At 74.6% G+C, this 14,511-nt stretch carries 11 protein-coding genes and 1 riboswitch; of the genes, 4 read left to right on the forward strand and 7 right to left on the reverse strand.

Annotation, left to right across the window (positions count from 1 at the left end; genetic code table 11):
* Positions 1–4: 4 nt before the first annotated feature.
* From AB0F58_RS10070 to AB0F58_RS10100, 7 genes are all read right to left on the reverse strand, one after another.
* The gene (locus AB0F58_RS10070; protein ID WP_357140713.1) at positions 5–844 is read right to left on the reverse strand and encodes a 5'/3'-nucleotidase SurE; all 840 of its coding nucleotides are present in this window, start codon (positions 842–844) and stop codon (positions 5–7) included.
* On the reverse strand, positions 841–1,827 hold the full coding sequence (locus AB0F58_RS10075) for a PfkB family carbohydrate kinase (RefSeq protein ID WP_357140716.1): 987 nt from the start codon (positions 1,825–1,827) through the stop codon (positions 841–843). Before AB0F58_RS10075 ends, AB0F58_RS10070 begins: the two co-directional genes overlap by 4 nt.
* A 151-nt stretch (positions 1,828–1,978) precedes the next feature.
* Entirely contained in the window at positions 1,979–3,052 is a 1,074-nt protein-coding gene (locus AB0F58_RS10080) for a hypothetical protein (RefSeq protein WP_357140719.1), read from the reverse strand.
* 4 nt (positions 3,053–3,056) lie between these two features.
* A riboswitch (cyclic di-AMP (ydaO/yuaA leader) is annotated at positions 3,057–3,187 on the reverse strand.
* 153 nt (positions 3,188–3,340) lie between these two features.
* Positions 3,341–4,255: a cation diffusion facilitator family transporter gene (locus tag AB0F58_RS10085; protein ID WP_357140721.1), complete on the reverse strand. Its 915-nt coding sequence runs from the start codon at positions 4,253–4,255 to the stop codon at positions 3,341–3,343.
* Between the two features lie 141 nt (positions 4,256–4,396).
* Positions 4,397–6,514, reverse strand: coding sequence for an AAA family ATPase (locus tag AB0F58_RS10090; RefSeq protein WP_357140724.1), 2,118 nt, complete (start codon positions 6,512–6,514; stop codon positions 4,397–4,399).
* Between the two features lie 218 nt (positions 6,515–6,732).
* Positions 6,733–7,656, reverse strand: coding sequence for an alpha/beta hydrolase (locus AB0F58_RS10095; protein ID WP_357140727.1), 924 nt, complete (start codon positions 7,654–7,656; stop codon positions 6,733–6,735).
* Positions 7,657–7,869: 213 nt separating this feature from the next.
* Positions 7,870–8,199 carry a hypothetical protein gene (locus AB0F58_RS10100; protein WP_357140730.1) on the reverse strand — a complete coding sequence of 110 codons (330 nt, stop codon included), beginning with the start codon at positions 8,197–8,199 and terminating at the stop codon, positions 7,870–7,872.
* Positions 8,200–8,651: 452 nt separating this feature from the next.
* On the opposite strand from AB0F58_RS10100, the gene AB0F58_RS10105 reads away from it, so the two are divergent.
* From AB0F58_RS10105 to AB0F58_RS10120, 4 genes are all read left to right on the forward strand, one after another.
* A complete protein-coding gene (locus tag AB0F58_RS10105) occupies positions 8,652–9,143 on the forward strand; it encodes a DUF3145 domain-containing protein (RefSeq protein ID WP_357140732.1) in 492 nt (163 codons plus the stop codon).
* 165 nt (positions 9,144–9,308) lie between these two features.
* Positions 9,309–11,036: a glycoside hydrolase family 3 N-terminal domain-containing protein gene (locus AB0F58_RS10110; RefSeq protein ID WP_357140735.1), complete on the forward strand. Its 1,728-nt coding sequence runs from the start codon at positions 9,309–9,311 to the stop codon at positions 11,034–11,036.
* Positions 11,037–11,041: 5 nt separating this feature from the next.
* Positions 11,042–12,148: a glycosyltransferase family 2 protein gene (locus AB0F58_RS10115; RefSeq protein WP_357140737.1), complete on the forward strand. Its 1,107-nt coding sequence runs from the start codon at positions 11,042–11,044 to the stop codon at positions 12,146–12,148.
* The gene (locus AB0F58_RS10120; protein WP_357140741.1) at positions 12,145–14,412 is read left to right on the forward strand and encodes a hypothetical protein; all 2,268 of its coding nucleotides are present in this window, start codon (positions 12,145–12,147) and stop codon (positions 14,410–14,412) included. The genes AB0F58_RS10115 and AB0F58_RS10120 overlap by 4 nt, the downstream gene beginning before the upstream one ends.
* Positions 14,413–14,511: the final 99 nt, after the last annotated feature.

Genomic DNA, 14,511 nt, shown 5'->3' on the forward strand with positions numbered 1-14,511 from the left:
CGGGTCAGACCGGTCGCCAATCCTCACCGCTCAGTCCGGCCAGGTTCACGTCGGTCACCTCGGTGACCGCCCGGATCGCGGTCACGCAGGCGTACCCCTCGGCGAGCCAGAACAGGTCGGTGCCCGGCTGCACCGCCTGCCCCGGTTCCTCGAGGGAGGTACGGACGAACCCGTGCCCCGCCTCGGCGACCGTCATCTGCACCTGACCGAACGTGGCCAGGGACGCCCGGCGTACCCCCCGGAGCCGCTCGTACGGCAGGTCCGGGGAGTTGACGTTGAGCACGCTCTCCACCGGGCCGGCGGTCAGCCGGGGCAGCAGGTCCAGGGCCACCTGGGCGGCCGTGGACCAGTGCCGTTCGGTGTCGCGTACCCGGGCGGCCGGGTGCACCGCCGCGCCGCCGCTGCCGGCGGTGGCGTCGGCGGTCGAGAGCACGTCCAGCGAGACCGCCATCGCCCGGCACCCGTTGGCGGCGGCGGTGAACGCCGCGCCGACCGTGCCCGAGTGCAGCACCGCCCGGCCGGCGTTCGCGCCCCGGTTGATCCCGGACAGCACCAGCGACGGCGGCGGGCCGAACGCGCCGTGCACGGCGATCAGGACGATGAAACCGGGGGAGCCGCCGACCCCGTACACCGGCACGTCCGGCAGTTCGGGCAACGGGTGGTCGCGGACCACCACGTGTCCCTCGCGCTCCAACGCGGTCATCGAGGCGCTGGTGCCGCTCGCCTCCTCCAGCGGGGCCGCCACCACCACGTCCAGCCCACGCTCGACCGCCGCCTGGGCGAGCCGGGCCAGTCCCGGCGCGGCGACGCCGTCGTCGTTGGTGACCAGTACCCGCAGGCTCATCGTCCGGCCGCCCGGTCGGCCAGCTCCTCCGGGGTGGTCCGTTCCTGCGGGCGGTTGCCCGCCGGAACCAGCCGCACCCGTTCCACCAAACCGGCGATCGAGTCGAGACGCCCGGTGCCCAGGCCGTGCCGGGTGACGTTCAACGCCCCGGCCGCCGCGCCGGTACGGATCGCGGTGCGGATGTCGCCGCCGCCAGCGAGGACGGCGGCCACCCCGGCGGTCATCGAGTCGCCCGCGCCACGGGGGTCGGCCGCCTCCAGCCGGGGCATGACGACCTCCAGGACCTCCCCGTCGACCAGGGCGAACGCCGGCTGGTCCGCCCGGCTCACCACCACCGTCTCGGCCCCGGCGGCGTGCAGGTCGTACAGGGCGCGGGTCAGCTCGTCCTCGTCCGCCGAGCGGGCCCGGCCGTCGCGGAGCAGTTCCTCGTGACTGACCTTCAGGAAGAACAGCCCGCCGGCGAGCACCGCGTCGAGGTGCTCGCCGGAGAGGTCGGCGACCACCCGGCCGCCGTTCGCGGCGAGGTCGGCGGCGAACCGCCGGTAGAGGTCGGGCGGGACGATCGACGGCTCACCGGGGCCGCTGAGCACGCTGACCGGGGCGCGCAGTCCCTCGCCGAGCGCCAGGTTGTACAGCTCGTCCAGCTCGTGCCGGGTCAGCGGGCGACCGGGGACGTCGGCGACCTCGTGCCGGGCCCCGTTCCGCCGGTCGTGCACGTACCCACCGCTGGCGGTGTCCCGCAGCACCCGCTTGAGCCGTACCCCCTCGGTGACCAGCAGGGGTTCCAGTACCTGGCCGATCTCGCCGCCGAGGCTGGCGCAGAGCACCACGGGCACCCCGAGCGACATGATCATGCGGGCCTGCCAGACCCCCTGGCCGCCCGGGTGCAGGTGCAGCTCGGTCTCGGCGCTCGGTTGGTCAACGGTGACCGTCAGCACGGGTGCCGGCGCGAAGACCATCACGTACCCGTCGGGGCCGTCCATGGGTGTCCGCCTCTCCTCCGCTCGCCGGAGGGTTCCCCTCCCGGCGCCGCTCATGCGACCCCTTCCGGGGGGTTCGGTGGAGGCTTCCGTCCGGCCGACGACGGCCGACGGCCCGTCACCCCGGACGGGGTGACGGGCCGCGCGGGGTGGCTCAGTAGACCGACAGGTGGACGTGGTTGGTGTGGTCGCTGGACGGGTCGCCGTTGGCCCCGCTGTACGACTTCCACCCGCTGCTGGGCAGCCAGATCTGCCGGTACCAGATGACGTAGAGCACGCCGAGCCGGCTGGCGTTGTTCTTGAAGTACGCCGCCAGGTTGTCGCCGTACGTCCGGTCACCGCCGGTGGCGTCGCCGCCGAAGCCGGTCTTCTGGGCGGCGAAGTCGCAGGCCCGGCCCTTGGGGTGTTCACCGGACCCGCCGGAGCGGTAGCAGGAGACGTAGCGGGTGAAGCCGGCGGCCTTGGCCTGGTTGAGCGCGTGCAGCGTGCGCGGGGTGATGCAGCCGTTGGCGGGCGTCGGGTCGTTGACGCTGCACGACTCGGACGGCCAGGAGCCGTCGGAGTTGCGTGGCGCCGGCTTCGCCGTGGTCGACCGGGACGAGTCGCTGCCCCCGCTGGGGCGGGTGGCCGCCGTCTTGCGGTTGGAGACCACCAGCGCCTGCTCGGCCTGCTGCTTGCGCTTCTCCATCACCGCGACCTGCTTGCGCTGCTCGGCGATCTCCCGGTTCAGCGCCGTCCGGGCCCGGTTGGCCTGCTCGCGGGTGGCCAGCAGGCCGCGCAGTTCGCGGTCCTCGTTGGCGGCGACCGCGTCCAGTGCGGCGACCCGGTCCATGAAGTGTTCCGGCGAGCCGCTGGTCAACAGTGCCGAGGCCGGCCCGAGTCGGCCGGTCCGGTACGCGAGCCCGGCGATCACGCCGACCTTCTCGTCGCGGACCGCCAGTTCCTTCTCGGTGGCGGCGAGTTGTTGGTTGATCTTCTGCTGGCGGGCGACCGACTTCGCGAGCGCGTCCTTCGCGTCGAGCCACCCCTTGCTGGCCGCCTCGAGTTGGGCGCGCAGTGCGGGGGTGCCTCCCTCGGGGTCGTCGCCGGGAGCTCGGGCCGTCAGCGGGGGCGCCGCCGCGGCGGGTGCCACCGTGACCGGGCCGGCCGCGACGCCGAGGGCGAGTGTCGCGGCGATCAGTGCCGCCATCCGGGCGGCGGTACGTCGTACGGGTGCCACTACTGGCATGCACATGTCCTTCCGTCAGCCGCCGACCGGGTTAGCTGACGGGTTCGGGACGGAAGATCCCTACCGCTCACGCGGATGCACCCCAAGGACGTGGTTCCCCGGCTCGCCGTCACGGCGATTAGGCGGCGGTCCCCGCAGGCGCCGGAGGGCGCCGCCCGGCGGTGACCGGGTCCGAGACTACCGAAGCCGGTGTCCCAGGGGCAGCGGCGGCCACACCACTCTCACCAGATGACACCGGTATATCCGACATAGGCGGACAATACACTCCCAGATTTAAGTCTGTCCTAATTACCACTCGACCCGGCCGCAGACGCCCGGCGACTCGCCGGGTTCGACCTGGAGGGTGGCGTGGTCGATGTGGAAGTCCTCGTGCAGCGCGGTCCGCGCGGCGGCGAGCACGCTGCCGACCTCGGCCGCCGGATCCGTGGTCAGGTGGGCCGAGGCGACCTCCATCCCGGAGGTGAGCGTCCAGAGGTGCAGGTCGTGCACCTCGACCACGCCCGGCACCGCGCTCAGCCGGTCGCGTACCGCGTCGACCTGGAGGTGCTCCGGCGCGGCCTGGACCAGGATGCGCAGCGCCGCCCGCCCCAACCGCCAGGTACGCGGCAGGATGAAGACCCCGATCGCCACCGCGACCAGCGGGTCGGCCCACCACCAGTCGGTGAGCACGATGACCACCGCGGCGGCGATCACGCCGACCGAGCCGAGCAGGTCGGCCACCACCTCCAGGTACGCCCCGCGCAGGTTGATGCTCTCCTTCGCGCCCTCGCGCAGCAGCGCGAAGGCGGCCAGGTTCGCCAGCAGCCCGAGCACCGCCACCACCAGCATCGGGCCGGTGGTCACCTCGGGCGGGTCGTCGAACCGGCGCACCGCCTCGACGAGCACGTAGACCGCGACCCCGGAGAGGAGGACGGCGTTGGCCAGGGCGGCGAGCACCTCCAGCCGGTAGAGGCCGAAGGTGCGCTGCGGATCCCGGCCGGCCCGCCGGGCGGCGGTGATCGCGGCCAGCGCCATGCCGATGCCGAGCACGTCGGTGAACATGTGGCCGGCGTCAGAGAGCAGGGCCAACGAGCCGGTGCCGAGGGCGGTCACCGCCTCGACCACCATCAGGGTGGCGAGCAGGCCGAACGCGGCCCAGAGCCGGCCGGTGTGCCGTTGCGCGGCGTGTGCGATCCCGCCGTGGTGGTCATGACCTGCGCCCACGCCCCCACCCTCCGTTCCCCGTCCGGTCCGGACCCAATGTATGTTCACATCGCTATGTGTGCAAGTGACTGTGGGTCGCGCGTCCACGACGGAAGCGGCCGGCCGCCTCGTCGGGCGGCCGGCCGGGCGAGAACGGGTGGGTCAGTCGACCGGGTCGATGGTGGTGAGCCGCTGAGTGGCCCGGGAGAGCGCCACGTAGAGCGTCCGCACGCCGGAACCCGGATCGGCCCGGATCTCGCCCGGGGCGACCAGCGCCACGCCGTCGTACTCCATGCCCTTGGCCTGGAGGCTGGTCACCACCTGGAGGCGCGGCGAGTCCAGGTCGGCCAGCCAACCGGCCACCTCGTCCCGGCGGGGCACCGGCGTGATCACGCCCACCGTCCCGGCCACCTCGGCCAGCAGCGCGGCGACCGCCTCGACCGTCCGGGCCGCCAGCTGCGTCGCCGGCACGGTCAGCGCCACCGGGTGCACGCCGGTGGAGCGGACCGCCGTCGGCAGCGGCAGGTCCGGGTGGACCGTGCGGATCTCGGCCGCCGCCACCGCGAAGATCTCCGCCGAGTTGCGGTAGTTCGTGGTCAGCGTGAACTCGTGCCGCCGGCGCCGACCGACGGCCTGGTCGCGGGCCCGGGACAGCTCCACCGGGTCGCCGGTCCAGGCGGTCTGCGCCGGGTCACCGACCACCGTCCAGGACGCCAGCCGACCCCGTCGGCCGAGCATCCGCCACTGCATCGGTGACACGTCCTGCGCCTCGTCGACCACCACGTGCGCGTAGTCGCGGTAGTCGGCCGGGCGTTCCCGGGCCGCCGCGCGCTGGGCGCGCTGCCGCTCGCCGAAGGTGCTCAGCTCACGGACCCCACCGGCGAGCTGGAACGGGTCGCGCCGGCGCCGGGCGGGCTTCATCGGCTGACCGAGCAGCGCGTCCAGCTCGTCCAGGAGCGCGATGTCGGCGATGGTCAGCCCGTCGCGGTCCAGCGTCCGCCAGGCGGCCGTCAACGCGCGGATCTCCGCGCCGGAGAGGAGCCCCCCGGCGTACGCGCGCAGTCGCTCCGGACGGGCCAGCCAGCCGAGCACGTGCCGCGGGTGCAGGCGCGGCCACCACGCCTTGAGGAACTCGCGGAACTCCGCCCGGTCGGCCAGTTCGTCCTCGAAGGCCCGCTGCCCGGGTAGGCCGGACAGCCCGATCCGGCGGGCCTGCGCCCAGAGCGCGGCGAAGATCCCGTCGAAGCCGGCCCGGCGCACCTCGTTGCGGCGGGCGCCCCGGGGCAGCGCCCGGGTGCGGATGGTGTCCAGCTCGGAGCGGGTCAGCCGGAGCAACTGCCCCCGGTAGAGCAGGCGCAGCTCGTCCGGACCGTCCGGGACGGCGTCGTGCGCCGCGCGTTCCAGCACCCGCCGCATCCGCAGCGAACCCTTGACCGCCGCCACGTCCGGCGGGTCGGTGCGGGTGGCGGTCATGCCGGGAAAGAGGGAGCCGAGCGAGTGCAGGGTGGCCGTCTCCTCGCCGAGGGACGGCAGCACCGAGGCGATGTACTCGACGAAGACCGTCGACGGGCCGACCACCAGGATCCCGCCCCCGGCGTACCGGCTGCGGTCGGAGTAGAGCAGGTACGCCGCCCGGTGCAGGGCCACCGCGGTCTTGCCGGTGCCCGGTCCGCCGGAGACGATGGTCACGCCCGAGCCGGGGGAGCGGATCGCCTCGTCCTGCTCCCGCTGGATGGTCGCCACGATGTCCCGCATGCCCCGCCCGGTGGCCCGGGAGAGGGTGGCCAGCAGCGCGCCGTCGCCGACCACCGGCATCTCCGGCGGGGCCGCCGCCGGGTCGAGCAGGTCGTCCTCGATCCGGGTGACCCGCTCGGCCGAGGACCCGATGGTGCGCCGCCGCACCACGCCCAGCGGCTGCGCCGGGGTGGCCTGGTAGAACGCCGCCGCGGCGGGGGCCCGCCAGTCCACCACCAGGGTTTCGGCGTTCTCGCCACGCACCCCGAGCCGTCCCACGTGCAGCACCGACCGGTCCCGCAGGTCGAGCCGGCCGAAGACCAGCCCCTCGTGCTCGGCGTCGAGCAGGTGCCGGCGCTGGGCGGCGTGGAAGACCATCGCGTCCCGCTCGACCAGCGCGCCGAAGTTGCCCACCTGGGCCAGGTGGTAGCCGTCCCGCTCGGCGCGGGCGGCCGACCGCCGCAGCTCGGCCAGCCGGGCGTACACCCGGTCGAGATGCCGCTGCTCGGCGGCCATCTCCTGCTCGAGGGTGCTCTGGTCGGTCACGCACGGGCTCCTGTGCTGTCGGTGGCGGACGGCGCGGACCCGCGCCAACCTGACCCGGCCGAGGGTACGGGCAGCGGCTCGACCGGCGGTCGGGCCATCCCGGTTCCGACGTGATTACTCCCGTTATATCGTTTTCCCTACCCGGTGGGCCGAGGCAGCCGGCGCGCGGGCGTACGGCACGCCGACCAGGCCGCCACCGGCCAACGCCGCAGAGCCGGTCAGGCCGCCGACTCCTCGGTCGCCACCGTGGCCAGCGCCTGCCGGAGCACCGCGACGACCGCCGCGTTGACCTCCTCCGGGCGCTCCATCATCAGCATGTGGCCGGCGCCGGGGCAGACGGTCAGCTCGGTGGTCGGCAGCACCTGCGCGATCGACTCCGCACACGGCGGCGGGGTGAGCCGGTCCCGGTCGCCGACCAGCGCCGCCGCCGGCACGTCCCCCAGTTCGGCCAGGGTGTCCAGACGGTGCTGCGCGCCGATCGAGGCCCGGAAGCCGCCGATCGAGCGGAGTGAGGCGTGCGCCACCGCCGAGGTGACCAGCCGGATGTCGGTCGGGTCGCACCGGTCGCCGAAGAGCAGCCAGCGCAGCGACGGCCGCAGCGCGCGCAGCAGGGCGCGCGGTGGCCGCCACGCGCCGCACCGGGCGAGCACCCCGGCCCCGGTGGTCTCGGCCAGCCGGATCAGCCGGGCGATCCGTGGCGAGAGCCCGTACGCGGTGTGGGTGTGCCCCTCGGCGGTGGTGGCCACGAAGACCAGCCCGGCCGTCCGGGCGGCGAAGTGCGCGGGGTGGCGGTGCGCGTACTCCATGATGGTCATGCCGCCCATCGAGTGCCCGACCAGCACCACCGGCCCGGTCGGCGCGACCTCGTCCAGCACGGCCGCCAGGTCGTCGCCGAGCTGCGCCAGGGTCGCCGTGCGCAGGGCCATGCAGCTCGACCGGCCGTGTCCCCGGGCGTCGTAGCTGACCGCCCGCACCCGGTCGCCGAGCTGCCGTCCGATTCCGGCGAGCTGCCGGTGCCAGCTGCGTCCGTCCAGCGTCCAGCCGTGCAGCAGGACCACGGTGACCTCGGCGTCGGCCGGGCCGGTCGTCTCACCGTGCAGCCGGACGCCGTCCGGCAGCCGCACCTCGAATCCCTCCGGCATCGCCACCCCATCCTCCAGCCGGACCGCTCCGCGCGGGGGTACCCGGCGGTAACCAACGGCTACCCGCCATGGCACCACGCGAATCGTCCGACGGAAAGAATCGCCGTCCCGGGTTCGCGCCCCGTGAGAAATCTACCGATGCGAATGTCGCTCACGACAGAGCCGCCCGCCGGACAGTCCGGCGGGCGGCTCGTGGTGTCGCTACGGGGCGGCTCAGGCCTCGAAGACGCCGGCCTCGACCAGGCGCTTCTCGGTCGCGTCCCAGCCGTCGCCCGGGTGGGTGGTGTTCAGGTTGTTGATCTCCGCCCGGATCTTGGCGGCGTGGCCGGCGGCGGCCAGCACCCGGATCTCCTCGACGAAGGCGTCGGAGTCGGTGCGCAGGTGCGCGGTCTTGCCGTTGGTCAGGTTCCGCACGTAGGCGTGCTTGCCGCCGTTGAGCGGGATGAGGTACTTGAACTCGCCCAGCACGCTGAGGGCGCCACCCTGGCCAGCCTGGCCGGCCCGGACTGACGCGCGCGCGGTCTTAGAGGTGTTGCTCGCCACGGAGGTACTCCTTGCAAGACGTACGGGAGGACGGAACGTCCGGGGGCGGTGCGGACGGCCCCCGGGAGGAGGCGAGCCCGCGGTCACCTGCGGCGACGAAGCCGCGAGGCGATGCACGGCGGCACAGACCGCCGAGTGAACTGTACACGACCTCGCCACCCGGTCCGGTCGGTGTGCCGGGCCGAGCGGGCTGGTCGCGGCCCTCGTGTCGCGGTGCCGCCGCCCGGCGGGACGAACGCGACCGGCCCGCCACCGAACCCGGCGGCCGGGCCGTGGAGGCGCCCGCCGCCCTTCACGCAAGGTGACGAAGGATACTCGCAACGCTATTCCGGTGGCGAATTTTCCGATTCCCTGGCGCACCATCCGCCACACCAGTCATCATGTGTGTCCTGGTACCACTTGGTGATCGAGGTCGTAGGGGAAGACGCACCTCGCTCTCCGGGAGGTCCACCGTGCCTACGCGTGGCGTCGTATACGTCCACTCGACCCCGCTCGCCGTGTGCCCACACGTCGAGTGGGCGATCGCGCGCGTCCTCGTCGCGCCGGTCAACCTCCAGTGGACGGCCCAACCCGTCGATCCCGGCGCCCGCCGGGCCGAGTGCGGATGGACCGGTCGTCCCGGTACGGGCGCCGAACTGGCCGCTGCCCTCCGGCAGTGGCCCATGATCCGTTACGAGGTCACCGAGGAGCCCAGCCCCGGAGCCGACGGTGAACGCTTCATGTACGTCCCCGGCCGGGGACTGTTCCGGGCCACCGTCGGCGCGGCCGGGGACATCCAGCTCGGCGAGGACCGGCTGCGCAGCATCATGCTCGCCGCCCGGGGCCCGGAGGCGCTCGCCCACGCCCTCGACAAGGCTCTCGGCACCGCCTGGGACGCCGAGCTGGAGCCGTACCGCTACGCCGGTGACGGCGCCCCGGTGACCCGGCTCACCCGGGTCGGCTGACCCGGCCGCACCGTCGCCCTCCCACCCGTGTCCGCCCGGTTTCCGGGGCGAGGTCGTCCCCCGGCCCGGTGACCGGGGCCGACTCCCGGCCCGCCCGCAGGCGCGGGTGCGGTAGGTACGGGGGGAGTGGAGCGGATTTGGTGGGTGCGGAGGGAGTTTGATGGGATGGGGCGTGTGTCGAGTCTCCTCCGGCGTGCCGGCGTCGCGTCCGTCCTGCTGGCCGTCCTGACCGCCGCCGGGTGCACCGGCTCGACGGACCAGCCCACCACCCCGACGACCTCGGCCGCCCCGACCCCGTCGGCCGCTGCGACGCCGGCCGCCGATCCCGCCGCCCGGGCCGCCGCGCTGGTGGCCACGCTCGGTGACGAGGACCTGGTCGGCCAGGTGCTCATGCCGTACGCCTACGGCAGCTCGGCCACGGACGTCTCGGCCGGCTCGGCCCAGGGCAACAAGGCCCTGGCCGGGGTCGCCACCCCGGCCGAGATGATCGCGAAGTACCGGCTCGGCGGGCTGATCCTGGTCGGCTTCTCCGCCGACGACCCGACCTCGGGCAACCAGGAGACCACCAACGTCGACAACCCGAAGCAGGTCCACGGGCTGACCACCGGACTGCGCGCCGCCGCCGGGAAGCTCCCCGCCGGTACGGCCCCCTTCCTGATCGGCACCGACCAGGAGTACGGCGTGGTCACCCGGATCACCGACGGGGTGACCCAGCTGCCCAGCGCGCTGGCCGCCGGGGCGGCCGACGACCCGGCGCTGACCGAGGCCGCCTGGCGGGCCGCTGGCACCGAACTCGCCGCCATGGGGATCAACCTCGACTTCGCCCCGGTCGCCGACGTGCTCGCCACCCGCAGCACGGTGATCGGCTCCCGCTCCTTCGGCGCCGACCCGAAGCGGGTCGCCACCCAGGTCGGCGGGGCGGTCCGGGGACTCCAGGGCGCGGGCGTGGCGGCCACCCTCAAGCACTTCCCCGGGCACGGGCACAGCTCCGCCGACTCGCACGCCGAGCTGCCGGTGCTCACCCAGTCCCGCACGGTCCTCGACAGCGGGGCGCTGCCCCCGTTCACCGCCGGCATCGACGCGGGCGCGTGGGCGGTCATGTCCGCCCACCTCGACGTCCGGGCCGTCGACCCGGGCACCCCGGGCACCTTCTCCCGCAAGCTCCTCACCGACGTGCTCCGCGGGCAGCTCGGGTTCCAGGGCGTGCTGATCACCGACGGCATGAACATGGCCCCCGCGAAGCGCTACCCGCCGGGCGAGGCGGCGGTGCGGGCGCTCAACGCCGGCAACGACCTGATCCTCATGCCGCCGAACGTGACCCAGGCCTACGACGGGCTGCTCGCCGCGCTGCGGGACGGCTCGCTGCCGCGTCCCCGGCTGGTCGAGGCGGTCACCCGGGTGCTGACGCTGAAGTTCCGGCTGGCCGACCACCCCACCCCGGACATGTCCACCCTGGCCGACGACGTCCACGACCGGGCGGCGAAGGACCTGGCCACCGCCGCGGTGACCGTGCTGCGCGGCTCGTGCACCGCCGCGAAGGTCACCGGACCGGTCACCGTCACCGCCTCCGGCGGGCGCGAGCGGACCCGCGCCGCGCTGACCGAGGCGCTGACCGCCGCCGGGGTGCGGGTCGTGCCCAGCGGCGGCACCGTGGTGCACCTGGTCGGCTACGGCGACGGCGCTTCCGACCTGCGCGCCGGTGCCGCCGTGACGGTCGCCATGGACACCCCGTACGTGCTGGCGAAGGCGACCTCGCCGACGCTGCTGGCCACCTGGTCGTCGAGCCGTGCCTCGATGGCCGGACTCGCCGCCGTGCTGGCCGGCAAGGCCCGTCCGACCGGGCGTACGCCGGTGCCGGTGACCGGGCTGCGTGCCCCGTCCTGCCCCCGCTGACCTGCGTGCGCGTCGTCGCACCGCTCGGCCCGGCGACCCGGATCCGGCTGGTAGCGTTCGCCTCGAGCACCGGTGGAGCGGGTGAACAGGGGGCGAGTGCGGTGACGCGACCGGAGCCCGTCCTCTCCGTGGTGGTGCCGATGTACAACGAGGAGAGCGTGCTGCCCGCGCTGGCCCGCCGGCTCCGCGTCGTCCTCGACGACCTCGCCGAGGCGTACGAGGTGGTGGCGGTCGACGACGGCAGCGACGACGGCACCCCCGCCGCCCTGACCGCCCTGCGTGCCGGCTGGCCGGAACTGCGGGTGGTGCGGTTGCGACGTAACAGCGGCCACCAGCCCGCCCTGGTCGCCGGGGTGCTGCGGGCCCGGGGCCGGTACGTGGTCAGCATCGACGCCGATCTCCAGGATCCGCCCGAGACGATCGTCGAGATGCTCCGCGCCGCCCGCGCCGACGGCCTCGACGTGGTCTACGGCGTCCGCGCCGACCGGAGCACCGACAGCCCGTTCAAGCGGTGGACCGCCGCCGGCTACTACCGGCTGATGCGTCGCCTGGTCGGCAAGCAGGTGCCCGCGCAGGCCGGCGACTTCCGACTGCTCAGCCGGGCGGTGGTGGAGGCGCTGCGCGAGCTGCCCGAGCCCGCCCCGGTGCTCCGGCTGGTGGTGCCGTGGCTCGGCTTCCCCAGCGGGGAGGTCGCCTACCACCGGCACCGACGCGCCGCCGGACAGACCAAGTACCCGCTGTCCCGGATGGCCGGGCTGGCCGCGCAGAGCGTCACCAGCTTCTCCGCCGCGCCGCTGCGCTTCGCCACCTGGCTCGGGCTGGCCGGGGTGGTGGTCTGCGGGCTGCTGGTGGTGCTCACCGTCGTCGCCTGGTCGGTCGGGGCCACCGTGGACGGCTGGCCCTCCCTCTACGTGGCGATCCTCTTCCTCGGCGCGGTGCAACTGCTCTGCCTGGGTCTGCTCGGCGAGTACGTCGGCCGGATCTACACCGTCGTGCAGGGCCGCCCGGCGTACGTGGTGGCCGACGACACCGCGACCGACCGGGAGACCGCCGACCCGGCCGCGCCTCGGGAGGTCGGCGGCCCCACCGTGCTGGCCGACAGCCTGCGGTGACCGCGCTCGCCACCGGAACCCCACCGGGCGTCGCGCCGACCCGTCGCCCGGTCGCCCTCCGCGTCGTCCCACCGCTGGTCGGGTACGCCGTCGTCGCGGCCGTCCTGCTCGCCACCGGCACGCCCGTGGTCGACGTGGTCCGGTTCACCGGGTACGCGCTGCTCGGCGTGCTCCTGCCCGGCACGCTGGTCTACCGGGCGCTGCGTCCCCGCCCGCACACCCTGGTCGAGGACCTCGCGGTCGGCGCGGCGGTCGGTCTGGTGCTGGAGCTGGCCGGTTGGGCGGTGTTCACCGCCCTCGGCGCGCCGCACCTGCTGTGGCTCTGGCCGCTGGCGGTGGTGGCGCCGTTCGTGGCGGTGCCCCGGCTGCGCCGGCACTGGCGGCCCACCGGTCACACCCCCGTCCCGGCCGGCTGGGCGTGGTCGCTGACCGCCGTCGTCGTCGGCTTCACCGGATACCTCGCCGAGTCGTTCCTCCGCCCCAACCCGGTGCTGCCCACCGGCGAGGGCCAGGCCCAGTACATCGACCTGGCGTTCCAGCTCTCGCTGGCCGGGGCGGCCACCCACCAGATGCCCCCCGAGGTGCCGCAGGTCGCCGGGGAACCGCTGCACTACCACTGGTTCGGCTTCGCCCACCTGGCGGCGGCCAGCCTGGTCAGCGGGGTCGACCTGCCGACCGTCTTCTTCCGGCTGGCCGTGCCGGCGCTCTGCGCGCTGGCCGCCGTCCTGGTCGCGGTGGTCGGCTGGCGGGTCAGCGGCCGGGCGTACGTGGGCGTCGGCGCGGCGGCGCTGATGTTCACCGTCGGCGAGTTCGGCTACGAGAACGGCATCCGCCAGCTCTTCGGCACCCAGGCCACCTTCATCGTCTGGGGCAGCCCGTCGATGACGTACTCCTGGGTGCTGCTGCTGCCGTTGCTCGCCGCGCTCGCCGAGCTCGTCGGCCGGGCCCGGGGCAGTACGGTGCCACCGCTGGGGCGGGGCGCGTGGGTGCTCGCCGCGCTGTTCCTGGCCGCGTCCACCGGGGCCAAGGCCAGCTCCGTGCCGGTGGCGCTGGCCGCGCTCGGCTTCACCGCCCTGGTGCTGCTGGTGACGCGCCGTCGGGTGCCCCGGGCGGTGCTCGGCGCGGCCGGGCTGACGCTGGCCGCGCAGCTCTTCGCCACCGCCGTGCTGTTCCGCTTCGTCAGCCACGGGGTCACCGTCGACCTCTTCTCCGGCCTGCGTCCGTACGTGCCGGCGGGCACCTCGGCCACCGCGCTGTTCTGGGTCGCCGTCACGGTGGCGTTCCTGCTCAACCTCCAGCTCCGGCTGGCCGGGGTGCTGGCCCTGGTGGGGGTGCGCCGGGGTCGGCTGGAGCCGGTGCAGCTCCTCCTGCTCGGCGGGGCCCTCGCCGGCCCGGCGATCTACCTTCTGGTCGGGCATCCGGGCAGCAGCAACCAGTACTTCGTCCGGGCGGGTTTCGCGTTCGGGGTGATCCTCTCCGCCTGGGGGTACGCCGAGGTGCTGGACCGGGCCCGGCTGTCGTCCCGTGGACGGGTGGTGCTCGCCGCCGGGGCGGCCGGCCTGGCGCTGCTGCTCACCGTGATCCAGCTCCGGCACCCGGCGACCGCCGAGGCCGCCGCGGCGTACGGGCCGGTGCTGCCGCTGCTGCGCTGGGCGGTCGCGTTGGCCGTGGTGGCGACCGTGCTGGGGCTGCTCTGGCCGGCGCTGGTCGGCGGCTGGCCGGCACTGGCCGGACGGGGTTCGGCGGTGCTGCTGACCGGCGCCCTGGTGGCCGGTGCCCCGGGGCTGGTGCTGGACGCCGCCGCCGCCCGGCGTTTCCCCAACGGTGGGGCGTACGCGGTGGTGCCGATGCCGGCGTCCCGGGTGGAGGCCGCCCGGTGGGTGCACCGGCACAGCTCCCCCGACGACGTGCTCGCCACCAACGTGCACTGCCGGGTGGTGACCGACGGCTGGTGCGACGCCCGGTCGTTCTGGCTCAGCGGGTATGCCGAGCGCGCGGTGCTGGTGGAGGGGTGGTCCTTCGCCCCCCGGATGGTCGGCCGGCCCGGTGGCGCCTACGCCCCGTTCTGGGATCCGGAGCGGCTGCACGCCAACGACGCGGCGTTCACCGCGCCCACCGCCGCCGGGCTGACCGGACTGCGCGACCGGTACGGCGTCCGTTGGCTGGTGCTGGACCGCTCGGTCACGCCGGAGCCGCCGGCCCTGGCCGACCTCGCCGACGAGCGCTTCCGCAACGACCGGATGACCGTCTACCGCCTCCGCTGAGCCGTCGTCCCGTCGCTGACCCGTCCGCCCCCGCTCCGGTGCTGGCAGGGGGCCTGTCCGTCGACATACGCGAGGAGGGGTCCCCTGCTCATCGGCAAC

The sequence above is a fragment of the Micromonospora sp. NPDC023956 genome (assembly GCF_040639195.1).
In the GTDB taxonomy this organism is placed as follows: Bacteria; Actinomycetota; Actinomycetes; order Mycobacteriales; family Micromonosporaceae; genus Micromonospora.